Here is a 24,668-nt window from a genome sequence, read left to right as displayed (position 1 = left end):
TAATCAGGCCATACAATGACTGTTGTCCGTACTCGTATCGCTCCATCACCGACTGGTTTTCCACACGTGGGAACTGCTTATATCGCCTTATTTAACCTCTGTTTTGCCCGTCAACACGGCGGTCAATTCATTTTGCGTATTGAAGATACCGACCAAGTACGTTCAACCTTAGAGTCAGAAGCACAAATTTTGGCGTCGCTCAAATGGTTAGGTTTAACATGGGACGAAGGCCCAGACGTCGGCGGTAAACATGCTCCCTATCGTCAAAGTGAACGCAGTGCCATTTACCAACAACATGCAGCCGAATTGGTCACTAAAGGTCATGCTTTTCATTGTTTTTGTGATAGCCACCGTTTAGAAACACTGCGTCAACAACAACAGGCCAATAAAGAAAACTTAGGTTACGATGGTCATTGTTTGCAGCTTTCTACCGAGCAAATCCATGCCAAACTCGCCGCAGGTGAAAGCCATGTCATTCGCATGAAAGTCCCCCGCGAAGGGGTATGTGAGGTTGACGATATGCTACGCGGTAAGATTGAAATTGACTGGGCAAATGTCGATATGCAAGTCTTACTCAAAGCCGATGGTCTACCGACTTACCATTTAGCGAATGTCGTTGACGACCATTTAATGGAAATTACCCATGTAATTCGTGGTGAAGAATGGATTAACTCTGCACCCAAACATTTATTGTTGTATAAATACTTTGGTTGGCAAGCACCTGTTTTATGCCACATGCCCTTGTTACGTAATCCCGATAAAAGCAAACTCAGTAAACGCAAAAACCCGACCAGTATCACCTACTATCAACGTATGGGCTATTTACCCGAAGCCTTACTCAATTATTTGGGTCGTATGGGTTGGTCTATGCCTGACGAACGTGAGAAATTTAGTCTCGCAGAGATGATTAGCCACTTTGACTTAAGCCGCGTATCCTTAGGAGGGCCTATCTTTGATGTCGAAAAACTCAGTTGGCTAAATGGTCAATGGCTCAAAGAGTTGCCGTTAACCGACTTTATGGCGGCATTTCAACAATGGGCTATCAACCCTCAGTATTTAAGTTTAGTGGCCAAACAAATTCAGCCGCGTATTCAAACCCTGTCTGACGCTGCACAATGGGCTGCCTTCTTTTTTGCGGGCAACGTTAATTTAAGCGCCGAACGCTTTGCACATAAAAAACTCACGCCCGATGAAATTAAACGCATTTTACAATATGCCCTATGGGATTTTGAGCAGTTACGCATTTGGAACCATGACCAAATTAGTTTAGTACTCAGTCAACTCAGTACCGCTTTAGGTTATAAGTTGCGCGATTTTATGTTTCCATTTTTTGTGGCCATTGCAGGTAGCCCGTCTAGTACACCCGTCATGGAGTCTATGGGCATCTTGGGAGCGGACTTAACCTTTGCACGTTTACGCCAAGCTGTTGATATTTTAGGCGGATTGTCAAAAAATGAGCAATCGGAATGGCAAAAGCACTGGCAGTCGTTAAAAAGTGTTGACACCCCCCACGAAGAGATTTAATATTCGCGGCCTCAGATGCGGTCCCATCGTCTAGCGGTCAGGACATCGCCCTTTCACGGCGGTAACCGGGGTTCGATTCCCCGTGGGATCACCAAATCTAAAAAGCCAGCTCATTGCTGGCTTTTTTATTATCTACCGTTATCCATACCTTTCTATTCCGATTGGCAAATAATTAACTCAACGTGTGCGTTTTGATAACGCAAGTGTAGTAATTGTGTGCCCAGTTTTCGTGTGAGTAAAAACTCACCTTGCTCTGTTGCACAACGTGCGGCTGAGTCTGTACCTAGCGTCAATAATGCTTGTTGAGTCTGACGGATATCTGTCATGTGTTGACGGAGTCTTATTGTATGTACCCGTTGTGCATTCACATACGCATTAAGCTCCGCGCCTTGAGCCGGTATGTACCAATACTGTGTGTGTAACGGCTTTTCTAATTGCATATGACACACCTCAGTTTGGCATTGCCAACCACGAGCATGCTCTGCGTCTATTGTCATGCCGATATAAACCTGCTCTATCATGATAGCTTGCTGCTCTTTGAGTACGGGTTTGGCCATGCTTGCTCTATTCATCGGTGCTGACATCACGGCTGGGTTTGTTATGGCCTCTACGGTGTCACTGGCGATGGATTTATCGGCTGTTATCGCAGGCGCAGCCGCGACTATTTCCAGCCGTTCTTGTTCTGCTTGATGAGTCTGAGGCGCAGTCATGATAGTCTCAGGATGAGATAGCGTTTTTGTCATCGCGCTTGGCTGACTCATAGCAGGCATAGGCTCGACAGCCAGTGCAGGCGGAGACGCGGCTGCTTGTGCATGACTCGCTTTTTCTTCTGTCCTCGTAAGCGGTACGTTGGCAGAGGTCACCTCACGCTGAATGGTTTGGCTAACGGTCTGCGGCGGCTGTGCCTGCCAATACCAAACTAAACTACTGACTAAAACCAAACTTGCCGCCAGCGCAAATACGGGTCGCCATGTCGAGCGTATGGGCGCACGATAGGCTTGGTCTAAGAGATATTGGTCAATCTGTTTAGACGGCTCAAACGTAGGCATTTGCTGATATAAGGCTTTTAGCTTAGGGTCTACTTCATCTGGATTCATGACTTATTCGCCTAAACAGCGTTGAATTTTAGCTTGTGCATAACGGAAGCGACTTTTTAGGGTTTCAAAAGCGATATTGAGTTGTTGTGCTAATTGAGATAATCCTGTATCCAGCTCCAAGCGTAATAACATAATGAGGCGTTGCTCGTCAGGTAGCTGCTGTAAACAATGTGCTAATCGTTGAGCCAAGTGCCATTGTGCGAGTTGTGCTTCTGGCTCATACCATGCACATGCTGTGGTATCATGCTCTTCTAAAGACCATGAATGTTCTAAGGACAAACGTCCTTGTCGGCGCCACATATCCATCACACGGGTATGTGCCAAACAAAATAAATAACTTCTAAAACTACCTGTCAGTTGATACTGCTGACGCTGCTTAATTAAGGTCAGCCATATGTCTTGATACACATCTTCGGCAAGGCTTTGGTCATTAAAAACCCGCATCAAATAAGAAAACAAAGGCTGACGATAGCGTTGATACAAATAATCAAACGCCTGTGGGTGCTGCTGTTGGTAGGCCAACATCAGGTCTTCATCTCGACTATTGGCATTCACTTTAGACGGAGTGATACGTGCCTGTGTTAAGGTCAATCCACGTCTCCTTGGTGCTACGTCCGAGGCCTATCATAATCAATGACCATGCCTCAGCCCGCCCTTATTCATGATGACTGGGATTAGTCAGACTATTCGCGTTTTGTACTAATTGTAAAAACTCTGAGCGTAAACCAAAACGGTCATTTGCGCTGGCCTGCTGTGCAATCGCTAAGAGCTGAGGATAGCTGAAATTTGCCATTTGTGTAGACTGACGCAGTAATTGACCAAAACCTGCTACAGCACAGGCAAAACGGTGGTCTACACTTGCTTGACTAAATTCAGTCACCGTTTTCGGCATGACTAAAGCCTGTGACCACAACACACTTTGTGTTTTGTTGGGGTGTTTGTAGCGTACTTTCAAAAATGCAAACTCTGGCGTTGATACTGCTGCTTTTTTAAGTGCTTGCTGATAACGCAAGGCATCTACTGAGGATGGTGCGCCGTTAGGCGTAATTTCATAAATAGCCGTCACACGTTTTCCCGCGCCCACATCACCTGCATCGACTTTATCATTATTAAAATCTTCACGTTTTAACTGACGATTTTCATAACCAATCAGTCGATACTCACGGACATACTGGGGATTAAACTCAATTTGTATTTTGACATCCTGCGCAACTGTATGAAACGTACTGCTTAACTCATCGACTAGCACCTTACGCGCCTCCGTTAATGAATCAATATAGCTATAATTGCCATTACCAACATCGGCTATTTGCTCCATCATGGCGTCATTAAAATTCCCTAGACCAAAACCTAAGGTCGATAAGGTCACACCTGATTCACGTTCACGCTGTACGATGTCCTTAATTTGCTGCGTATCCGTAACACCCACATTAAAATCACCATCCGTCGCCAATAAGATACGATTGATACCGTCTTTTTTGTAAGCCTTACGCGCCATTTGGTAGGCCAAATTCAAAGCCGACGCCCCTGCTGTGCTACCGCCTGCTTGCAACCGTGCTAAAGCGGCTCTTATTTCTGCTTTACGGTTGCCTGCCGTTGGCTCTAAAACCACCTCTGTGCGACCTGCATAAACCACTAAGGACACACTATCTTGTGCGCGTAGCTGCTCCGTTAATAACTCTAAGCTCCGAATGACTAAGGGCAGTTTATTGGCGTCATCCATTGAGCCTGACACGTCAACTAAAAATACTAAATTCGCTGGAGGAAGCTCTTGTCGTTGTTGTTCTTGAGCCTGAACGCCCACTCTTAATAGATAATGGGCTGGCTGCCACGGTGCAGTCGTTAATTCGGTATGCACAGCAAACGGATGTTGACTGGGATGATGTATCTCTTCATAAGTAAAGTAGTTAATCAACTCTTCTGTACGAACAGCATCGGTTGGCGGTAAACGACCTTGACGCAAATATTGACGTACCAGTGCATAACTGCCTGTGTCTACATCTAAACTGAAGGTAGAAACAGGTTCTAAACTCACTTGTTTAATCGGATTATCCGAAAAATGGCTAAATTTATCCCGTTCCTCATGCCTCAGTGCACGGTCTGTCATACTAACAGCAGGACTAGCTATCTTAGCTAAGGCCATATTATGCCGCATGGCACCTAGAGATGCGCTAGCACTACCTGTTGCCTGAGAGTGACCTGTCATCAACTCAGCGCTCATTGATTGCTCCGCCATCACGCTTGGTGCAGGGCTAGATTGCGGTTTAGCAGGCGTGTTAGCGATTTCTTTTTGTGAGCATGCACTCACCAATAACAGACTGCCGATAAGGCTAAAGGTGGGATATTTCATTATTTACATTCCGTTTAATAAAGAGAGATGGGCTAGTTACATACAAAGTAGCCCGCTTTATTCAGTAAACGCAACATAGGGCTAAAAAGGGTTAAAACACATCCATTATTTTTAGTTACGGTGGCTGCATAGACGCGTCGCAGTCATGCAGCGTGAGTAAGAGATAGGCTTTAAGCTCTATTGACTGTTTTAACAAACTGACTGACATGCGCCTATTGATAACGTAAGGCTTCGATTGGGTCTAAACGAGAGGCTTTGTAGGCGGGATAAAAGCCAAAACTGACACCCGTCACCGCAGCAACACTAAACGCTAATATCACGGCATCCATCGAAACACTGACACTGGTTTGCCACATTGAGCCGACTAACTGCGCACAGCCCATCCCGACTAACAAACCGATAATGCCACCTGTCACTGAAATCATGACCGACTCTAACAAAAACTGACTCAAAACATCACGCTGGCGTGCGCCAATCGCCATACGAATACCAATCTCACGGGTACGCTCAGTGACCGACACCAACATAATATTCATAATCCCGATACCGCCTACCACAAGGGAAATAGACGCAATTGCGCCCAATAATAACGACATAGTTTTGGCGGTTTCGGCAGCCGTTTGTGCAATCGCTGCGAGATTACGTATCGAAAAATCAGGCTCTGCTTCTATCGCGATTTTATGACGTTCACGTAGCAAGGTATCCATATCTCCTTCTACCTGTGGCATAACGGACTCATCTGTGGCTTGTACCAATATCATACGTACGGAATTACGCCAGCGATTACCTACCAAATAGCGTTGTGCACTGGTTAAGGGAACAATCACTGTATCGTCTTGGTCGCGTCCATCTAAACTTTGACCTTTAGCCGCCAATACCCCAATGACTTCATAGGGGGTTCGACCAATACGCAGTGTTTGACCAATCGGGTTATCATCGGCAAATAGATTGTGTGCCACTGTCGCCCCAATCAAGGCAACGCGTCGACTTTGGCGCACATCACTGTCATCAAACGACGTTCCATCCTGAATTTGCCACCCCCGCGCAATTAAATAATCAGGTGTGCTACCAAAAATCTCGGTACTCCAGTTCGTCCCACTTGCCACTAATTGTTGGCGCGTTTGTAGTACGGGAGCTGTTACATTGACCCCTGCTAATTCACTGATAGCCGTTGCATCAGCGACTGTGAGGGTACTGACTCCACCACTGCCTGTCCGTAATCCTCCTGTATTGGCTGAGCCTGCTAATACAATAAATAAATGGCTACCCATAGAATCTATGGTTTTTTGTACCGAATCACGCGCGGTTTGCCCAATGGCCAACATCAGCACCACAGAAGCCACCCCAATCATCATCCCCAACATGGTTAAAAAGCTACGTAAGCGATTAGCCAACATCGCCACCAACGCCTCGTACAACATGGGTATTAACATGGCCAACTCCGTTGTGTGATGGCATGGTCTTCGACGATATGGCCATCGCTAAAACGGACTAAGCGTTTGGCATAGGCAGCAATATCTGGCTCATGGGTAACTAATACAATGGTGATACCTTCATCATTTAATTGGCAAAATAAAGACATCACCTCTTGACTGGTTTTACTGTCTAAATTGCCTGTGGGTTCATCGGCCAAAATTAAACGTGGTTGATTAACAAGGGCGCGGGCAATCGCGACCCGCTGTTGTTGCCCACCTGAAATTTGATTAGGTCGGTGTTGGCTATATTTTTCTAGCCCCACTTTAGTCAATAGGGTTTGTGCGCGTTGTTGGCGCTCTGTCTTTGGGATACCTGCATAGACGAGGGGCAAAGCGATATTATCCAATAAGGTGGTGCGCGATAATAAATTGAAGCCTTGAAAAACAAAACCAATTACCCGATTGCGTAGATGTGCTAATTGGTCTCGACTTAGCTGCGCAACAGATTGTCCTGCTAAGGTATAGTCGCCCTGACTTGCAGAATCTAAACACCCCAAAATATTCATAAAGGTTGACTTGCCAGAACCTGAAGCCCCCATGATGGCAACAAATTCGCCTTCGTGAATCGCTAAGTTAATCCCATGTAACACAGGTAATGCACCTGCCTCGGTATGATAGGTCTTCTTTAACTGGCTCACATTGATAATGGCGGTTTTCATTAAAAACCCCTCATCGGTGCACTATTTTTTGAGGACTGCTTGGCTGTTTGACCATCACCGACAATCACGGACATTCCCTCTTTCAACGCTGCGGATTGCACTTCGGTAAACTTGCCATCACTAATCCCCGCTTTGAAAGGAATCGCTTTTAATTGACCATCTGCTGTCAATACATACACCGTTGCCATACCGCGTTCACGTTTAGGTTTACGGCTTGTCGTGGTTTGCGTTTTGTTTTCGCTTTCTTTAGTGCTGGGCTTAAAACGTAAAGCAGCATTGGGCACTAATAAAACATTTTCTTTATGCTCTAAATCAATATCCACATAAGCCGTCATGCCGGGTAGTAGTTTAAGCTCAGGATTGGCGACATCAATTACCACATCATAGGTAACAACATTCTGCTGCGTACTTGGGTTGAGACGAATCTGACGCACCGTGCCTTGATACTGCCCATTCGGAAAAGCATCGACCCTAAAATTGGCTTGCTGACCGACGCTTAACTTTCCCAAATCGGCTTCAGAAAAGCTGGCATTGATTTGCATTTTACTTAAATCTTGAGCAATTTTGATTAAGGTAGGGGTTTGAAAGCTGGCCGCCACGGTTTGTCCTTCATCCACACTACGGTCAATCACCACACCTGCAACAGGGGAACGAATCACCGTATTCGCTAAATTGATACGGTCACTTTGTACTTGGGCTTTTACTTGTGCATATTGCGCTACATTTGCGGCTAAATCGGCATCCGACTGGTCTAACTCCTGTTGAGAAATGTATTGCTGAGCAAATAACTCGCGCATACGTTTATGATTCGCTTGCGCTAAGGTGAGTTTTGCCTGCGCACTGTGTAATAAAGCCTCACTTTGTGCGAGCTTAGCTTGCATCAGGTCGGTATCAAGCGTCAGTAATATTTGTCCTTGACTCACCTTATCATTAAAGTCGACATTTAATTTTTTCACGGTGCCCGACACTTGTGTACCCACACTCACCACACGCACGGGGTTGAGTGTGCCTGTAGCACTGATAGTCTGACTAACATCACCTCGGCTAATGGTTTGTTGACGATATATCGTTTGGTCGGCCGTCTGGGTTTGTGCACGATAGCCCCATACGCCGCCCGCTATCAAGACTAAAACCATGACAATAAGACTTAAACGTTTCATGGTGCAGACGGCTCCGTACTAAATTGTTGAATGGTGGGTTGTAGACTCTCACCTAAACGATAACTGAGAGCCACACGCGCTGTTAAACCGTCATACTGCGCATTAACTTGCTGTAATTGACTATTTGCCAATACCGACTGGGCATTGAGAACATCTAACATCGTACTTAAGCCCATCTGATAACGCGCTAATGCCACTTTTAATGCTTTATCACTACTCGCCACACTCTCTTGCGCAGCATGTATGGTGGCTACGGCTGCTTGTAGCTCATAAAATGCCTGCCAGACAGTTTGCTCTACCTGTTGTTGACTCGCCAATAAACTGGCTTCTTGCGCTTGCTGTTTAGCTAATGCTTGTTGAATACGTGCCTGTTTAGCGCCACCGATATCCAAAGGAACGGTTAGATTAAGTGCTAAGCCTGTACTGTCTTGGGCAGAGCCGTCACGGTCTTGCCATCCACTGTTAGCCGACAAAGACACCGACGGTTTATTGGCAGACCGTGCTGTTAACACAGCTTGCTTGGCCGCCTCAAGATTCGCTTGCTCGATACGAATATCGCTATGTTGCTGTGATTGTTGTAACCATTGACTCAATTGTTGTTCGGTCAAAGAATTCGGCGTGTATAAATTTGTGATAGGGCTTAATGCAGGGAGCTTGGGTGGGCTTAAGCCAATCGCAAGGGCGAGCGCCCCGCGACTGTTTGCTAATTGACTTTGGGTTTGTATTAATACTAATTGTGTTTGAGCCAATGCTGCTTTTGCTTGTACCACCTCCAGTGGCGTACCACTACCAACCTGATAACGTGCCTCGGCATCACGATAAGTCTGTTGAGCGGCTGTCACGGCTCGTTGTTTTGCGTCAATTTGTGCCTGCACTTTTAACACGGCTAAATAGGCCGTCACAATATCTTTACTCAGGCTTTGAATGGTCGTATCCAGCATCAGTTGTGCGGCATCTAGCAAATAACGGGCTTGTTGCTGACTGGCTTTACGTTCGCCAAAATCAAATAATAAATAATTTAATTGTGCTTGCAGACTCATCGACGATTGGCTGTCACCTGCTTGCCATGTATTTGCTGTACTGGCTTGAAGGCTGAGTGCGGGTTTATTACTGTCTTGGCTAATGGCTAGACCCGCTTTTTGTACGGCTAACTGTGCCCATACGTGTTGACTTTGTGGGTGATGACACAAACCATAATTGACCGCAGACTCCAAACTTAAAGGAGAAGTAAGTACCGCCTGACAATCTTGCGCCGCGTTTGCCTGATGCGTAACTAAAATCATCATACTTAACCCTATCCAATAAAATGGACTGCGTTTCGTCATGAATTTCCCCTTGCTGAGATACGGCTATTGACCTGCAATCATATGTGACAAATATGAATGCTTTAGTCAGATATGTAGTAGAATTTGTCATGGTTTTATACGTTTTTTGTATCTTTCTGAGCAAGATTTGTCAGGATATCTCATCCGCAAAGTCGGTCTACTATACCTTGCTAAGGGGTAGAAAATGGCCATCTCGCAGCACAGTCCCTCATGTCTATTAAGGACTGTCGCACTCATTTCGGTGCAATAACTCAGTCATACGGGTATAAGGTTAATGGTTCAACGATGGATTATGTAGTGTTGTATTTAGTTTTGGGTTGTTTTTCTGGTTTTGTTGCAGGCTTATTTGGGATTGGCGGCGGCATGGTCATTGTGCCTGTTTTAGTCTTTAGCTTTAAGGCGCAAGGTCTGAGTGCTGATATTTTGACTCATTTGGCCATTGGTACGTCTCTAGCAACCATTGTCCTCACGTCTTTGAGTGCTATTTGGGCACATCATCAACGCGGTGCCGTGTTATGGCCGATTGTGCGTAAATTAGCGTTGGGTTTATTTATTGGTTCTATTATTGGTGCACAAATTGCCCATGCTATTCCCGCTCGACAACTCGAAATTATTATCGGATGTTTCGCTTTATTAACTGCCGCACAAATGTTTAGTGGCTGGAAAGGTAAACTAAGCAATATGCCACTCCCCAATACCGTCGGATTAGCCAGTGCAGGCAGTGGTATTGGCGTGGTATCGGCAATTTTTGGCATCGGCGGGGGTACTTTTACAGTCCCTTACCTCACCTTACATGGTGTGAGCATGACCCATGCTGTCGCCAGTGCCTCAGCTTGCGGACTACCCATTGCTATCGCAGGAGCATTGGGTTTTATGTGGGCAGGATGGCATGAAACAGGCTTGCCAAAAGGCGCATGGGGCTTTGTGTTTATTCCTGCATTTTTAGGCATCAGTGCGACCAGTTTATTATTTGCCCGAGTTGGTGCCAAACTAGCGCATCGTTTGCCCGCAGAAACACTCAAAAAGCTGTTTGCTGTATTATTAGTCTGTGTCGGGCTAAGTTTTATTCTCGGCCATTAGTGTTGATTTTTCTCAACCAAAATGCATGATAAGGTGGTTTATATGCTCATCGCCCCCATAGACAAACCCTATGATTATCATAAGCCACCCCGTTTGTGTTTAGCGATTTGTGCATTGCTGTTATTATTATTCGCATGGTTACAGCCCTTAGATACAGCGCGTCAGCAGCATCTACAGCGTTATTATCAGCAACACTTATTAGCCGTAGAGTGGCCATTATACCCCACACATCTGTTACAACAGCAGCAAACTCAGACCTTAGATACCCTACAAAAAGCCTATGACCGTGGTCAATACGACCTTCTTAGCCAACAAATTGGTTTTGATTATGCTTTTGCAGCATCTATTACTAAACAAGGCGACGACTATTTAGACACTGAGGTGTTTAGTCAATGGCAAGAAAATCGCCGCATATTTAATGAGCAACGTGATTTAATGAGCACACAAATATTAGGCTTAGATGCACAGCGTTTTCGGCCTATTACCTTTGTGACTTATGCTTTTTTAGACCACAACTCAGCAGATATTTTGTTGGCCGTTGTGTTACTACTACTGGTGGGCATTTTGCTCGAACATAGTTTGGGCAGTGGTATTGTCTTAACCGCTTGGGCGGTTGGCAGTCTCAGTGCAGGAATTGTGTATTTAGTCACGCATTTACATGCCATCTCTCCGCTTGTTGGAGCATTTGGTGCTATTTCGGCACTATTAGGTGTGGCTTTTATTCGGTTTAATCAGACTGCAAGTTTGAGATTACTCAACAGTCAGCTCAAAACAAATGGTTGGCTTTTTTTGGCTCTATTTATTGCCTATGCTTTGTATCATAGCTGGAGCCATCACGATTTATGGTTATTAGCTGCCTGTAGTGTCGCTTTTGTGAGTGGCATCATCTTGCACTTTTTATATCAACGCTGGTTTATCAAACTGCCTACACCAGATACCGAAGAGGTGATTGTCGATGAAGTGCCAAAAGATGAGGTCTATCGCCATGAGCTTCATCATATTTTAACTAAAATTAGCGAGATGCAGTTTGCGAATGCCGAAAAACAACTACGGACATTATTAGAAAAATATCCTGACGACCGTCGTGTGCTAGAGCATTTATATCATTTGATTAAATTTAAACCTGCGGAGCTTGAGTTTGAAGCAACCACCATGGGGATTTTTAACTTAGCCAATCAAAAAACAGATAATCATCTGATTTTATCTATTTACAACGACTATAAACGGCGTAGTTTGAGTTTTGCCAGCTTAGACAGTGACACCTGCTTTAAGTTGGCCATGCGTTTTGCACGTATTTCTGCCTACAAAGAAGCTGAAGAGGTGTATAAACGTGGTGCTGAAAGCAAACGTCCATCTGTGCTAGCCAAAAAAGCAGCTCTTGTCCTCAGTCAACTATTTGAACAGCTTCATCATCAACAACGTGCTAGCTATTACCAGCAACTCGCTAATCAAAAAACAGACCCTATACCCTAAAGTAAAAAATCTTCTTTAGGCTTACCGCCTAACTCACGCCAGTAGGCTTGAATTTGTGGGAAACGAGGGTGACGTGTAAAACGAAGCACTAAATACTCCAATACTTCTAGCGCTTGATGTTTATCCGCTAATTTGTCATGCCATAATTTGGCTAACAATAAATAAGCCTCTGGCAAATTGGCATAATTAGGATAATGCTGATGCATTTTAGTCAGTAAGTTGACGGCACGTTGATAGTCTTGCTCTTCCACGCACGCTTTCGCTAAATCGAAACAGATGTCTGGCGTTTGTGGTCTAAAATCAGGCATCAAATACTGTAACTTATTCAGCACCTGCAACGCCTGACTCATCTGCCCTACCTCTAATAAGGCTTCTAAATAATTTGAGGCTTGATACGGAATTTGCTCTTTATCTTGCATAAATACTAAAAGATGATAATAACGCGCCTGAATTTCTGGGTCTTTTTTTTGCTTTTCGGCCAGTGACTTTAATAAAGCTGCCGCACGGTCATACAATCCTTCTTTGAGATAGACTTCCAAACGGTTTGTTTGGTTATCCAACTTACGCATAACCACCCGTTTACGCGTCTTTTTTTGTGTTAACTCCAACTGCAACGCTTTATGAAACTGATATACCGTATAACCCGACACCGCCATAATGACCCATACGCCGTAGGCATATACCACTTGGCGTAAGGCTAAATTCAGCGTCATTGGTAACACATCTGCCAATAAATGCACCATGCTATACAGAGCAATAGATAAACCCACGGCAGTGAATGCAATCGGTAAATATACAAATTGAATTGCTGACAAAACATGCTTTAAGGCATGTGCTTGCCACAATGCAGTGATACTTTTATCAACCGCAACCGCCATTAACCATAACGGCATTAATACAACCACACCGAGCATCAATAAAGTGGCTAACCACGGGATACGTTCAGCGGCTATACCCGCCCCCACCAATAATGCCGTCAAAAAAGCACTCATTTCTACGGCTAAACGCTTATCTAATTTAGATAATACGGCGAGCGTCGGTGGTTTGAACTCACCCAACATCAATTGCTGTAACAAACACCAACCATATACCGTACTGATAAAAAATCCCAGTCCCACGACAAAGAGCATGGGTAATTGACTTGCCATACTGACCAGTAAAGCTACCACTACTAACCACATCAATCCCCAAAGATTAAAGGGTAAACGTAAAAAATCGGTGAAGTTTTGCCAAAAAGGTGGAACGGCACGTTCGGCATTCATCATGGTTAACGGCTGATTACATAACAAACACTGCGGCTGCGCCTCGACATCGCTGGTCATATGTGTGCAGTCATCACAGACATTGATATGACAACCTGAGCAATGCCATGTTGCTAATGTCAAGGGATGATATTTACAATAATCAATAGCCATTGTCGTTAAGTTATCCTTAAAGCGCTGAGAACCGTTTATTTCATCGGATTTGGTGTACTAAAAAATAGCATTTTTAACCCCAGATGCCTACGCTCATTGTGAGTTAACTAAGGACTTTGCGACAGACTTCACCATCTAACCTCACGCGAGACATTGCCAATAAAAGCAGCTCGCATATTGATTGAGAACCTCAAATGCTGATTGCTAATCGACAACGTATTGTGATTATTGGTGCTAATTTCGCAGGAATGAATGCTGCAAAAGGCCTCTCTGCGCGTGATTATGAGGTGACCGTCATTGACCCTAGCCCAGACTTTGAATGGCTGCCGCATATCCATGAACTCATTTCTCGTCATAAAAAAGCCGACCAACTCCGACACGACCGAGCGAACCTGATTCAACGGGCGGGTCATCAATTTATGCTTGATGAAGTCATCGCCATCGACTACCAACAACAGCGCGTACAATTAAAAAAAGGCAGTTATGTGCCTTATGAGCAACTGATTGTTGCTATTGGCAATCAAAGTTTAGTCTCAAACATCGCAGGCGCTGCCAACTATGCTATTCCATTTTGCTGTATTGCCGATGCAGAACGCGCAGCTCATCAACTGCAAAGGCTAGATAGTTTAGGTATCAGTAACCGACCTGTCGTTCTAGTCGGTGCAAATATTGAAGGCTTAGAAGTGCTGGGAGAAATTATACGTCGTTATCAAAAACAATGGCGTTTTCAAGTGCATGTTATTGAACAAAATACCCAATTGATGCCGCATTATCACGGTTTAGATAGCTATCTAAGAGGAAAAATGCGGGACTTAGATATTACATGGCATATGGGGCGCACGGTGATTGCCGTCGAAAAAGATGCGGTTGTTTTAGATGATGGTCAACGCCTCAATAGCCGTGTCACGTTATGGTGTGCAGGTGCTATTCCGCATCCATTACTGGCGCAAACACCATTAGCACCCACTCAAGGTTACGCTCCTGTCAATGCTTTTTTGCAGTCAACCGTTATAGCAAATGTGTGGCTTGCAGGTGATACTGTGAGCATTGAACCCGCCATTCCTAAACAGGCATATCACGCGATTCCCATGGGGGCTTTGATTGCTAAAAATATTAAACGGCAAACACAAGCTAAGCCGCTACTTGAGTTTAAGCCATTACCTATCCCCAGTTTAATGAGTTTTGGTGAGACTGGCTTTATGCTTTTTCCGCAGTTTGCGTTGGCTAGCCCGAGTTTTATTGCTGCAAAAGAAGGCGTATTTCAAGCCAACTTTCACTTAATGAAATTACCTAAGGCAATGAGTGACTGGCATAATCTCAAAAGTAGTCTTCAATTCAGCGCTCTGAATATGGGGAAACTTGCTAAAAATACATGGCTGAACCGCTCTATGTTAGAAGCGCGACGTTTTGAAGCCGAGCGGCATACGACTATTTAATGGCTCTTAAGGTAATATAATCAGGGCAGTTTGGCTTAAAGGTTTTACACTCGGCAAACTGCCCTTCTTTGTCATAACAAACACGGACTTCGGTTAAAAATGTTTTATCTTGCTTAGTTTGACAACGTAAATAAAAGCCTTTCTCAGGGAGTCCTGTATTGAGCTTTTGAATCGCTGCTGCCAACTCATCTCGGTCAACTTGACGGTCAAGCCCTTCTTCTTTGAACATTTCAGGTAATTTTAATTTATTGGTATACGACATAATAGCACGAAAATACTGCTGTGCTGTTAGCCCCATACACGCGCCATATTTTTGCCATGCTGCATTACGTACGGTTTCATCAGGCATCAATTTTTCGAGCACACGTTGCTGAACAGGGGATAGCTCTGGCGGTTTATCCGAACAAATCGTCGGCTTATTCGTTGCACTCTTTTCTGTCCATAAACCATGAACAATTAATGAATACCCTTCTTGGCATTGACGTAACTCACGTGTTTCGGGATGTAAGGTACACGATGCAGGCGCTAAATTGATAGATAGTAAATAACGGTGTTTAATAGGTTGCGCATTTGCAGTTTGTTCTTCAGCCAATACAGAGACGGGAGGCCATAACACCCCGAGCAGACAAGCCTGAACTATCACACCACACCACTTCATATACGCACTCACACTATCATCTTTTATTATTATAGATATCTAAAAGATAGGACTCATCATGCCTGAAATTTTGAGCCCACATTAACGATTGGGCAACGCGTCACAGGACAAAACAGAATCTCTATTTGATGTGATAAAGGTACGCTGAAAATGAGTTTTGCACTGTAGGTTTTTGTTATTACTTAGTGTATTTCGGTGTAACGCTTCGCTATCTAATCAGCATTTGTGTATCTAACATAGTGCCTACGCTTAAAACATCCAAGCTGTATCATGCAACTGCGTAAAACTATCGATTATGTTAGCCGTAGCCATCAAATAGCGTGTTTGATTGACGCCCGTTTGACGTTTTATTTTGTAGGAAAAATCTGACATTTACTGTACGATTTTTACTTATTTTTCCATAAATCAACATCAAATAAACTCATTTAAAAAACATAACCAATTGTAATACATAATTTTTTTATAAAAACACAGATTTCCTATCTTGCGACCACATAGCCAAAAGCTGACAGATGGCTACTTGTAGTCAAAGCGTTTTATGTTATTATGGACACAACAAGGCGGTTACAGGATGTTGGACAAAATAGTTCATGAAGAACAACACAAGGCCGTACAGGATATAGCAGGATGCTAGTTGTAATGGGAAGTACAGAAGGAAGTGTGAGGACTACACTAAGGACTCGTCAGGACGCGTTATAGGATACAGGAAAAGGACAATTGCTGAGAAGCATAAAAGGACGGAATGGAGACACTAGGACGTGTAGGGAAGTTCGGGATGGATACAAATCGGGGCAGTTTATCTGCCCCGCTTGTGTTTTTGGGGTACAGAAAAATATTCTCATACGATATAGCTGTCTTAACCATTAATAAAGTATGTTTTCACCATACAATCAATACGCTATATCAACTGCCGTTACATCCATTCTCTGCTTTATCTTTTTATCATCACGGCAATCGCGTAAACAATGATACTACGCTCCCCAAGCGCCATTAATTCAGCACCGTTTCACTTAAAAATCTACTCGCTTATCTCAAACTGCTTTAGTTATTTTTGACTATCGTCGCGGCAATTTACTATAAAAAAGGCCGCTCAAGGCGGCCTGTGCTTAACGCTCTAAGTATTGGAATTTATCGCTAACACCATCCCACTGTTTAGCATCGGCTGGGGCTTCACCTTTTTCGGTGATATTTGGCCATACTTCGGCTAATTCTGCGTTCAATTTAATGTATTTTTCTTGGCCTTTAGGTACTTCATCTTCTGAGAAAATCGCATTGGCTGGACACTCTGGTTCGCACAAAGCACAGTCAATACATTCGTCAGGATGAATGACTAAAAAATTAGGACCTTCATAGAAACAGTCTACAGGACAAACCTCTACACAGTCTTGATATTTACATTTAATACAATTTTCGGTAACGACAAAAGCCATGCTGTCTTGCCTCTTAAAATTAGGGGTGTATCCATTAACGGGATGAACACCATCAAAAAGATGGGATAACGTCTTATATTCTAAGCATTATCCCTGTTATTGTCATGCCTTAATGTCGGCTTGCTTTATCAATAGTGCTTGTAACTCATATAAGTGTTGTAATGCAGCGCGTGGCGTTAGGTTATCAACATCCAAAGCAGCTAAGTTTTGTTCAACGAGACTCGGCTTACTGCGCACTTTTTCAACGACTTTTTCGATAATCATAGGCTCAGAAAATAATCCCGTTTGTAATGGTGCTGGTTTGTTTTTAGCTTTTTTGGCAAGGGGGCTTTGTTCTAATTCATGCAATTTATGTTGCGCTGCTTGAATCACCACTAAGGGGACTCCTGCTAATTTGGCAACTTGTAAACCAAAACTTTTGCTCGCTGCCCCTGTTTGTACCTGATGCAAAAAGACGAGATGTTCACCATAGTCACTGGCGGCCACATGCACGTTTGCAGCACCACGGTAATGCTCTGGTAGACTGGTTAGCTCAAAATAATGCGTAGCAAACAAGGTCAATGCCTTTATTTTTTCAATTAAATGCACCGCTGCTGCCCATGCTAAGGCTAAACCATCAAAGGTACTCGTGCCTCGTCCCACTTCATCCATGAGGACTAAACTCTGCGCGGTTGCATTTTGTAGAATATTGGCCGTTTCTGTCATTTCAACCATAAACGTCGAACGACCGCCTGCTAAATCATCGGCCGAACCAATACGGGTAAAAATGCGGTCTATACTACCAATGGTTGCAGCTTGCGCAGGTACAAAACTGCCTATATGAGCCAATAACACAATTAACGCTGTTTGACGCATAAACGTAGACTTACCCCCCATATTAGGCCCAGTAATAATTAACATGCGCTGTTGTGGACTAAGGTGAGTATCATTAGGGGTAAACGGATGTTGTGTTAACACCCTCTCAACCACAGGATGTCGGCCTTGTTGTATATCTAAATAACTATGGTCAACTAACTGTGGGGCGTGCCACTGCCCTTCGTCAGCTTGTTGACTGAGCGCGACCAAGACATCTAACTCAGCTAAGGCCATACTCATCTGCTGCAATGGCGCAATCTCTTTAGCCAGCTCCAAGAGCAGTTGCTCATATAAGTATTTTTCTCTTGCCAACGCGCGTGATGCCGCAGATAAAGCCTTATCTTCAAAGGCTTTGAGTTCGGGGGTAATAAAACGCTCTGCATTTTTTAAGGTTTGCCGACGAATAAAATGCGCGGGGGCATTGTCAGCTTGAGCACGCGTTAGCTCGATATAATAACCACTGACACGGTTATAACCAATTTTTAAGGTCGAGATGCCTGTTGCTTCGCGCTCTTTATTTTCAAGTTGTAATAAATAATCCCCTGCGTGCGTACTGAGAGCACGCAGCTCATCTAACTCTGCATCATACCCTTCTGCTAATACGCCGCCGTCACGAATGACAACGGGGGGATTTTCGACAATCGCACCACTTAATAAATGGTGTAAGGCAGGAAAGTCACCAATCGCTTGCGCTAATTGTTGGACTTTTTCACTCTGACACAACGCTAATTTTTGTTGTAAGGCAGGTAATTCGGCAAAGACTTCCCGTAATCGGCTCAAATCACGGGGGCGCGCCGTTTTAAGTGCAATACGCGCCAAAATACGCTCACAATCGCCAATCGCTTGTAAATGCGTTTGCAAATGTTCGTATTGATAATCCGTCATTAACGCTGAAATGGCGGTTTGTCGTGCCAATAAAGTGGGAATATGACGTAAAGGTTGATGTAACCAACGGCGTAATAAACGACTGCCCATCGGGGTTTGGCAACTGTCCAAGACCCATGCCAAACTGTATTGAAACTCACCCGCTAAGGTTTGACTTAACTCCAAATTGCGACGGGTAGCGGCATCTAAATAAATAAAGTCACTGGCATTCTCAACACGTAGACCTTGAATATGCACTAAAGCCGTTTTTTGCGTTTCTTTGGCATATTGCAACAACGCCCCCGCCGCAATCACGGCTGCGGGTAAATGCAAACAATCAAAACCTTGTAAATCTTTCACGTCAAACTGTTGGCATAAGCTATGTTGTGCCGTCTCATAAATAAATTCCCACGGCTGACGTTTAGTGACGGGGCGATGGTCTAACCAAGATAATATGGCAGAGTCTTCGCTAATGAGAATTTCGGCAGGATTTAACCGTGCCAACTCTGCTAATAACGCATCAGGACTTAGCTCACACCCCAAAAGACTAAAACGGCCACTACTGATATCTAAAACGGCTAAACCTAAGTGTTGTTGATAAACATGCACCGCTAATAATAAGGCTTCTTGTTTGGCATCGAGTAAGGCTTCGTCTGTCACCGTACCTGGCGTTAAAATACGTACCACTTTACGCTCAACAGGCCCTTTACTCGTGGCAGGGTCGCCCACTTGCTCACAAATAACAACCGTTTCGCCGAGTTTGACTAATTTGGCTAAATAGCCTTCAACCGCATGAAAAGGGACACCTGCCATGGGAATGGGTGTACCTGCGGTTTTACCGCGATGGGTTAAGGTAATATCTAACAGACGCGCGGCTTTGTGTGCATCTTCAAAAAACAACTCATAAAAATCACCCATACGATAAAATACTAAAGCCTGTGTATAGTCTGCTTTAATCCGCAAATACTGCTGCATCATCGGTGTGTGATCGTCAAAATTGGTCATAGTTTGCCCCTAGTATTCAGCGTGTCATAGTAGCGGATTTCTATTGGCAACCCTACTGACTTTTAGCAACATGACAATGCCTTGACGCTTTGTTGTTCAAAAATACATCTTAGTCCAGTAGCGACAATTTACGTCGCATAGCACGCAAACAAGGCTAGCCGAACGCATCTTGTTTTGCGATGATAGGTCTCAAGGAAAGTGAGCATTTGACCGCTTGCAAATTAGCTAAAGTTCCCCTATAAGCGATGACTCATTCTTTCATAACCACTAAACCACGACTCATAATACACATTCCTGTAGGAGCACAATAATGGACGAGAATAAACGTAAAGCCTTAGGCGCAGCCTTAGCACAAATCGAAAAACAATTTGGTAAAAACACAGTCATGCGTTTGGGCGACCATACCGCCGAAGCCATTCAAGCCATTTCAACAGGCTCTTTAGGCCTAGACATCGCGCTGGGTATTGGCGGCTTACCCAAAGGTCGTATTGTTGAAATTTATGGGCCAGAATCTTCGGGTAAAACCACACTCACCTTACAGGTGATTGCTGAATGTCAACGTCAAGGCGGCACAGCCGCGTTTATTGATGCCGAACATGCGCTTGACCCGACCTATGCTCGTAAATTGGGTGTGGATGTTGATAATTTATTGGTCACACAACCTGATAACGGCGAGCAAGCCTTAGAAATTGCCGATATGCTAGTGCGTTCGGGTGCAGTGGATGTGATTATTGTCGACTCTGTGGCGGCTTTAACGCCTAAAGCTGAAATTGAAGGCGAAATGGGTGACTCGCACATGGGCTTACAAGCCCGTTTAATGAGTCAGGCCTTGCGTAAAATTACAGGTAATGCCAAACGCTCAAACTGCTTAGTTGTCTTTATTAACCAAATTCGTATGAAAATTGGTGTCATGTTTGGCAACCCAGAAACCACAACAGGCGGTAACGCGCTCAAGTTTTATGCCTCTGTCCGTTTAGATATTCGCCGTACAGGTGCCGTCAAAGAAGGCGAAGAAGTAGTAGGTTCGGAAACCAAAGTCAAAGTGGTTAAAAATAAAGTAGCGCCGCCTTTCCGCGAAACTACCTTCCAAATTATGTATGGTCAGGGTACAAACCGTTTAGGTGAGCTGGTCGATTTGGGTGTAGACCAAAATATCATTCAAAAATCAGGTGCTTGGTATGCTTACCAAGGTAACAAAATTGGTCAAGGTAAAGCCAATGCCTGTAAATATTTTGAAGAAAACCCTGCGGTAGCAGAAGTGATTGAAGCAGAAATCCGTACTAAATTACTCGCTGTACCTGCACCTGTTGCAGCCTCTGACGAAGAAGCGCGCGAAGCTGCCTTAGACAGTGATGACTTGACCATCTAAGCCCTACTCAGGCGATACATGACCTTTTTCGTGTATCGCCCTCTCTTTTTTATGGACACTCGCTTATGTCCACATCCGAATTAAGTCACGCTACCCTACGCAGCAAAGCCCTAGCCATGCTCACGCGTCGCGAACATAGTCGGTATGAGCTGCAACAAAAACTCCTTGAGCTAGGCGCAAGTCCTGAGCAAGTGACGACGATATTACAAGAATTAGTACAGCAATCATGGCAAAGCGATGAGCGTTTTTGTGAGTTATTGGTTCGCAGTTATGTACATAAAGGGCATGGTGAAATCAGCATTCGTCAAGAGCTAAAGCGTCGTGGCATATTGACAGCCGATATCATCAACACACAATTAGCAAACTACGACTGGTACGCACTCGCCCAACAGGTTCGTAGCAAAAAATTTGGTTTGGCCTTACCTACCGAACGTCAAGAGCAAGCCAAACAATGCCGTTTTTTACAATACCGTGGCTTTAATAGCGAACAAATTTGGTATGCGCTCAAACATAGTTCAGATATAGACTCCGTCTGAGCTAATACGACGAAGTGATATTCACACCTATTCTTTGAACTTTTTTGCGTTAAATTGTCTTGTTTCGGCCTAGCATTCATCTTTTTCACACAACAACACTCTAGCTCCACGCCAAGAACACGTTATAATCTCGCCCCTTATCTTATTAGCCTTGTGATACCTGCCTTAATTTTTTGCAAATACGTTGCCAAAAGCGATGGTATTTCAGGTACTAAGATAAAGATTATGTAAGACTGTCCTCTTAAAAAGTGCTTCGTCCATCAAAATCGAAAGCCACCTATCAGTCTTAATCTGTCGTCCATTTGATTATTTTAGTCTCGGAGTTGCCATGCGTAGCAGTGCTGACATTCGCGAAGCCTTTTTAAGCTTTTTTGAGAGCAAAGGTCATACTCGTGTTGCTTCTAGCTCCCTTATTCCTGCGAATGACCCCACCTTGTTATTTACCAATGCGGGCATGAATCAATTCAAAGACTGCTTTTTGGGTTTAGATAAACGGGCTTATACGCGTGCAGTTAGCTCACAAAAATGCGTACGTGCAGGTGGCAAACACAACGATTTAGAAAATGTCGGTTACACGGCTCGTCACCATACCTTCTTTGAAATGTTGGGTAATTTTAGTTTTGGTGACTATTTCAAACACGATGCGATTGCTTATGCATGGGAGTTTTTAACCTCGCCTGCATGGTTAAATATTCCCAGCGATAAATTATGGGTCACGGTTTACGCCACCGATGACGAAGCTTTCCAATTATGGCAAGACGTGGCGGGTGTCCCTGCTGAACGGATTATTCGTATTGGCGACAATAAAGGCGCACCTTATGCCTCAGACAATTTCTGGGCAATGGGTGACACAGGCCCTTGTGGTCCTTGTACCGAAATTTTCTATGACCACGGTGCCGACATTTGGGGTGGTTTACCCGGTAGTGCCGAAGAAGATGGCGACCGTTATATCGAGATTTGGAATAACGTGTTTATGCAGTTTAACCGCACTGCTGACGGTGTATTGCATCCGCTTCCTGCCCCTTCTGTTGATACAGGCATGGGTTTAGAACGTATTAGTGCAGTAATGCAACACGTTCATAGCAACTACGAAATTGATTTATTTCAACATTTATTACAAGCCGCTGCCGATGCAATTGGTTGCAGCAACGAACAACAAGCTTCTTTAAAAGTCGTTGCTGACCATGCGCGTTCTTGTAGCTTTTTAGTGGCTGATGGTGTTGTGCCAAGCAACGAAGGCCGCGGTTATGTATTACGTCGTATTATTCGTCGTGCTTGTCGTCATGGCAATAAACTCGGTGCAACACAACCTTTCTTCTATAAAATGGTTGCTGCTTTAGCCCAAGTCATGGGCGCTGCTTATCCCGAATTGGTTGAACGCCAAACCTTTATCGAAAAAGTGTTAAAGCAAGAAGAAGAACAATTTGCTCGCACATTGGAGCAAGGTTTAAAAATTCTTGAGCAAGATTTAGTCAACTTACAAGGCACAGTCATCAGTGGTGACGTAGTATTTAAATTATACGACACCTACGGCTTCCCAATGGATTTAACAGCAGATATTGCCCGCGAACGTAATTTAAGCATTGATGAAGCAGGCTTTAACGCTTGTATGGATGCACAACGCGAACGCTCACAAAAAGCTGGCAAGTTTAACTTTGACTACAACAGCTTACTCAAAGTAGATGTTGATACTGTGTTTACAGGCTATGACAGCACACACAGCGAAGGCAAGGTTGTGGCCATGTTTATTGGTGATGAAGCCGTTAATCACGTCAACGAAGGTCAAAAAGCCGTTGTAGTCTTAGATAAAACTGCTTTTTATGCCGAGTCTGGCGGTCAAGTCGGTGATACTGGCGTATTGTCAGTGGGTCATACCCGTTTTGAAGTACAAAACACCACTAAAGTGGGTAACGCCTTTTTGCATCATGGCATCGTCACACAAGGTCAACTGTTAGTGAATGATAGCGTTGAAGGCCAAGTTGATAATACTTTACGCGCCAACACCGCACGCAACCACTCCGCGACTCACCTATTACATGCCGCTTTACGCCAAACCTTAGGCACACACGTTCAACAAAAAGGTTCTTTAGTTTGCGCTGATTATTTACGTTTTGACTTCTCACATACCGAAGGTGTCACTGCCGAACAAATCAGTCAAATTGAAGCCTTAGTGAATGGCCAAATCTTAGCTAATAGTACCGTTGCGACTGAAGTCACGGATATTGATACCGCCAAAGCCAAAGGCGCAATGGCCTTATTTGGTGAAAAATATGGCGACACAGTACGTGTGTTAAGCATGGGCACAGACAACTTCTCGGTTGAATTATGTGGTGGTACACACGTTAGTCGTACAGGTGATATTGGTTTATTAAAAATCACTAGCGAAGGGGGTGTTGCCGCAGGTATTCGTCGTATTGAAGCCAAAACAGGCTCAGGCGCTTTAGCATGGTTAGCGGAAGGCGAACAAGCCCTAGCCCACATTGGCCAATTAGTGAAAGGTTCTCGTCAAGCCGTTGCCGATAAAGTGCAACAACTGGCTGAACGTAACCGTGATTTAGAAAAAGAAATCGACCGCTTAAAAGCAAAATTAGCCAGCAGTGCTAGCAATGATTTATTGTCTCAAACTCAAGACATCAATGGTGTTAAGTTATTAGCCGTTAAACTCGACAGTGCAGACTCTAAATCCTTACGTACAACACTTGACCAATTAAAAAACAAACTCGGTTCGGGTGTGATAGTCCTCGCCACGGTTGAAGACGATAAAGTCACCGTGATTGCAGGTGTCACTGCTGACTTAACGCAACGCTTCAAAGCAGGCGAATTGGTACAACATATTTCAACACAGTTAGGTGGCAAAGGCGGTGGTCGTCCAGATATGGCGCAAGGAGGAGGCACTGACGTTGCCGCCCTACCTCAAGCGCTTAACAGTGTCTCTTTATGGTTACAGCAAAAATAGG

Annotated in this window: 18 protein-coding genes and 1 tRNA gene; 8 read left to right on the top strand and 11 right to left on the bottom strand. The window is 44.3% G+C overall.

Annotated elements, in window-relative coordinates; genetic code table 11:
- The first annotated feature begins 15 nt into the window (after positions 1-15).
- Both gltX and C8N29_RS12840 read left to right on the top strand, forming a co-directional pair.
- Positions 16-1,524, top strand: coding sequence for a glutamate--tRNA ligase (gene gltX / locus C8N29_RS12845; RefSeq protein ID WP_107866472.1), 1,509 nt, complete (start codon positions 16-18; stop codon positions 1,522-1,524).
- 19 nt (positions 1,525-1,543) lie between these two features.
- Positions 1,544-1,618, top strand: a tRNA-Glu gene (locus C8N29_RS12840).
- A 58-nt stretch (positions 1,619-1,676) separates the two neighbouring features.
- On the opposite strand, the gene C8N29_RS12835 is transcribed toward C8N29_RS12840, so the two are convergent.
- The 7 genes from C8N29_RS12835 to C8N29_RS12805 all read right to left on the bottom strand — a co-directional run bounded on the left by C8N29_RS12835 (position 1,677) and on the right by C8N29_RS12805 (position 9,590).
- Positions 1,677-2,621: a hypothetical protein gene (locus C8N29_RS12835; protein WP_107866471.1), complete on the bottom strand. Its 945-nt coding sequence runs from the start codon at positions 2,619-2,621 to the stop codon at positions 1,677-1,679.
- A gap of 3 nt (positions 2,622-2,624) precedes the next feature.
- On the bottom strand, positions 2,625-3,212 hold the full coding sequence (locus C8N29_RS12830; protein WP_107866470.1) for a sigma-70 family RNA polymerase sigma factor: 588 nt from the start codon (positions 3,210-3,212) through the stop codon (positions 2,625-2,627).
- Positions 3,213-3,276: 64 nt separating this feature from the next.
- Positions 3,277-4,971, bottom strand: coding sequence for a vWA domain-containing protein (locus C8N29_RS12825; RefSeq protein ID WP_107866469.1), 1,695 nt, complete (start codon positions 4,969-4,971; stop codon positions 3,277-3,279).
- A gap of 212 nt (positions 4,972-5,183) precedes the next feature.
- Positions 5,184-6,404 carry an ABC transporter permease gene (locus C8N29_RS12820; protein WP_107866468.1) on the bottom strand — a complete coding sequence of 407 codons (1,221 nt, stop codon included), beginning with the start codon at positions 6,402-6,404 and terminating at the stop codon, positions 5,184-5,186.
- Positions 6,398-7,105: an ABC transporter ATP-binding protein gene (locus C8N29_RS12815; protein ID WP_107866467.1), complete on the bottom strand. Its 708-nt coding sequence runs from the start codon at positions 7,103-7,105 to the stop codon at positions 6,398-6,400. Before C8N29_RS12815 ends, C8N29_RS12820 begins: the two co-directional genes overlap by 7 nt.
- Entirely contained in the window at positions 7,105-8,265 is a 1,161-nt protein-coding gene (locus C8N29_RS12810; protein ID WP_107866466.1) for an efflux RND transporter periplasmic adaptor subunit, read from the bottom strand. Before C8N29_RS12810 ends, C8N29_RS12815 begins: the two co-directional genes overlap by 1 nt.
- Positions 8,262-9,590, bottom strand: coding sequence for a TolC family protein (locus C8N29_RS12805; RefSeq protein ID WP_107866465.1), 1,329 nt, complete (start codon positions 9,588-9,590; stop codon positions 8,262-8,264). The genes C8N29_RS12810 and C8N29_RS12805 overlap by 4 nt, the downstream gene beginning before the upstream one ends.
- Positions 9,591-9,875: 285 nt before the next feature.
- Between C8N29_RS12805 and C8N29_RS12800 the strand changes: the two genes are divergently transcribed.
- Both C8N29_RS12800 and C8N29_RS12795 read left to right on the top strand, forming a co-directional pair.
- Complete coding sequence (locus C8N29_RS12800) at positions 9,876-10,670, top strand: sulfite exporter TauE/SafE family protein (RefSeq protein ID WP_107866464.1); 795 nt, start codon at positions 9,876-9,878, stop codon at positions 10,668-10,670.
- Between the two features lie 42 nt (positions 10,671-10,712).
- Positions 10,713-12,143, top strand: a complete 1,431-nt coding sequence (locus C8N29_RS12795) for a rhomboid family intramembrane serine protease (RefSeq protein ID WP_170106985.1) — start codon at positions 10,713-10,715, stop codon at positions 12,141-12,143.
- On the opposite strand, the gene C8N29_RS12790 is transcribed toward C8N29_RS12795, so the two are convergent.
- Positions 12,140-13,558: a B-box zinc finger protein gene (locus C8N29_RS12790; RefSeq protein WP_107866462.1), complete on the bottom strand. Its 1,419-nt coding sequence runs from the start codon at positions 13,556-13,558 to the stop codon at positions 12,140-12,142. The two genes, C8N29_RS12795 and C8N29_RS12790, sit on opposite strands and share 4 nt — an antisense overlap.
- A 194-nt stretch (positions 13,559-13,752) precedes the next feature.
- Here C8N29_RS12790 and C8N29_RS12785 point away from each other — a divergent pair, with 194 nt between their 5' ends.
- Positions 13,753-14,994, top strand: coding sequence for an NAD(P)/FAD-dependent oxidoreductase (locus C8N29_RS12785; RefSeq protein ID WP_107866461.1), 1,242 nt, complete (start codon positions 13,753-13,755; stop codon positions 14,992-14,994).
- Here the strand turns inward: C8N29_RS12785 and C8N29_RS12780 are convergent.
- From C8N29_RS12780 to mutS, 3 genes are all read right to left on the bottom strand, one after another.
- A complete protein-coding gene (locus tag C8N29_RS12780) occupies positions 14,987-15,652 on the bottom strand; it encodes a ribonuclease T2 family protein (protein WP_107866460.1) in 666 nt (221 codons plus the stop codon). The genes C8N29_RS12785 and C8N29_RS12780 overlap by 8 nt on opposite strands.
- Before the next feature lie 1,106 nt (positions 15,653-16,758).
- On the bottom strand, positions 16,759-17,082 hold the full coding sequence (gene fdxA / locus C8N29_RS12775) for a ferredoxin FdxA (protein ID WP_107866459.1): 324 nt from the start codon (positions 17,080-17,082) through the stop codon (positions 16,759-16,761).
- Between the two features lie 102 nt (positions 17,083-17,184).
- Entirely contained in the window at positions 17,185-19,806 is a 2,622-nt protein-coding gene (gene mutS / locus C8N29_RS12770) for a DNA mismatch repair protein MutS (RefSeq protein ID WP_107866458.1), read from the bottom strand.
- A gap of 310 nt (positions 19,807-20,116) precedes the next feature.
- Here mutS and recA point away from each other — a divergent pair, with 310 nt between their 5' ends.
- From recA to alaS, 3 genes are all read left to right on the top strand, one after another.
- On the top strand, positions 20,117-21,175 hold the full coding sequence (gene recA / locus C8N29_RS12765; RefSeq protein WP_107866457.1) for a recombinase RecA: 1,059 nt from the start codon (positions 20,117-20,119) through the stop codon (positions 21,173-21,175).
- Positions 21,176-21,240: 65 nt separating this feature from the next.
- Entirely contained in the window at positions 21,241-21,711 is a 471-nt protein-coding gene (locus C8N29_RS12760; protein WP_107866456.1) for a regulatory protein RecX, read from the top strand.
- A 328-nt stretch (positions 21,712-22,039) separates the two neighbouring features.
- Complete coding sequence (alaS, locus tag C8N29_RS12755; protein WP_107866455.1) at positions 22,040-24,667, top strand: alanine--tRNA ligase; 2,628 nt, start codon at positions 22,040-22,042, stop codon at positions 24,665-24,667.
- Position 24,668 lies beyond the last annotated feature (1 nt).

Source organism: Agitococcus lubricus, from assembly GCF_003051055.1.
In the GTDB taxonomy this organism is placed as follows: domain Bacteria; phylum Pseudomonadota; class Gammaproteobacteria; order Pseudomonadales; family Moraxellaceae; genus Agitococcus; species Agitococcus lubricus.
The sequence above is the reverse complement of the archived record's forward strand: the minus strand, read 5'-3'. Positions and strand labels throughout refer to the sequence as shown.

What these genes read in the sequence shown, in the direction of transcription:
- gltX (WP_107866472.1), top strand. Translation starts at nt 16, where the DNA reads ATGACTGTTGTCCGTACTCGTATCGCTCCATCACCGACTGGTTTTCCA.
- C8N29_RS12835 (WP_107866471.1), bottom strand. Translation starts at nt 2,621, where the DNA reads ATGAATCCAGATGAAGTAGACCCTAAGCTAAAAGCCTTATATCAGCAA.
- C8N29_RS12825 (WP_107866469.1), bottom strand. Translation starts at nt 4,971, where the DNA reads ATGAAATATCCCACCTTTAGCCTTATCGGCAGTCTGTTATTGGTGAGT.
- C8N29_RS12820 (WP_107866468.1), bottom strand. Translation starts at nt 6,404, where the DNA reads ATGTTAATACCCATGTTGTACGAGGCGTTGGTGGCGATGTTGGCTAAT.
- C8N29_RS12815 (WP_107866467.1), bottom strand. Translation starts at nt 7,105, where the DNA reads ATGAAAACCGCCATTATCAATGTGAGCCAGTTAAAGAAGACCTATCAT.
- C8N29_RS12810 (WP_107866466.1), bottom strand. Translation starts at nt 8,265, where the DNA reads ATGAAACGTTTAAGTCTTATTGTCATGGTTTTAGTCTTGATAGCGGGC.
- C8N29_RS12805 (WP_107866465.1), bottom strand. Translation starts at nt 9,590, where the DNA reads ATGACGAAACGCAGTCCATTTTATTGGATAGGGTTAAGTATGATGATT.
- C8N29_RS12800 (WP_107866464.1), top strand. Translation starts at nt 9,876, where the DNA reads ATGGATTATGTAGTGTTGTATTTAGTTTTGGGTTGTTTTTCTGGTTTT.
- C8N29_RS12795 (WP_170106985.1), top strand. Translation starts at nt 10,713, where the DNA reads ATGCTCATCGCCCCCATAGACAAACCCTATGATTATCATAAGCCACCC.
- C8N29_RS12790 (WP_107866462.1), bottom strand. Translation starts at nt 13,558, where the DNA reads ATGGCTATTGATTATTGTAAATATCATCCCTTGACATTAGCAACATGG.
- C8N29_RS12785 (WP_107866461.1), top strand. Translation starts at nt 13,753, where the DNA reads ATGCTGATTGCTAATCGACAACGTATTGTGATTATTGGTGCTAATTTC.
- C8N29_RS12780 (WP_107866460.1), bottom strand. Translation starts at nt 15,652, where the DNA reads ATGAAGTGGTGTGGTGTGATAGTTCAGGCTTGTCTGCTCGGGGTGTTA.
- fdxA (WP_107866459.1), bottom strand. Translation starts at nt 17,082, where the DNA reads ATGGCTTTTGTCGTTACCGAAAATTGTATTAAATGTAAATATCAAGAC.
- mutS (WP_107866458.1), bottom strand. Translation starts at nt 19,806, where the DNA reads ATGACCAATTTTGACGATCACACACCGATGATGCAGCAGTATTTGCGG.
- recA (WP_107866457.1), top strand. Translation starts at nt 20,117, where the DNA reads ATGGACGAGAATAAACGTAAAGCCTTAGGCGCAGCCTTAGCACAAATC.
- C8N29_RS12760 (WP_107866456.1), top strand. Translation starts at nt 21,241, where the DNA reads ATGTCCACATCCGAATTAAGTCACGCTACCCTACGCAGCAAAGCCCTA.
- alaS (WP_107866455.1), top strand. Translation starts at nt 22,040, where the DNA reads ATGCGTAGCAGTGCTGACATTCGCGAAGCCTTTTTAAGCTTTTTTGAG.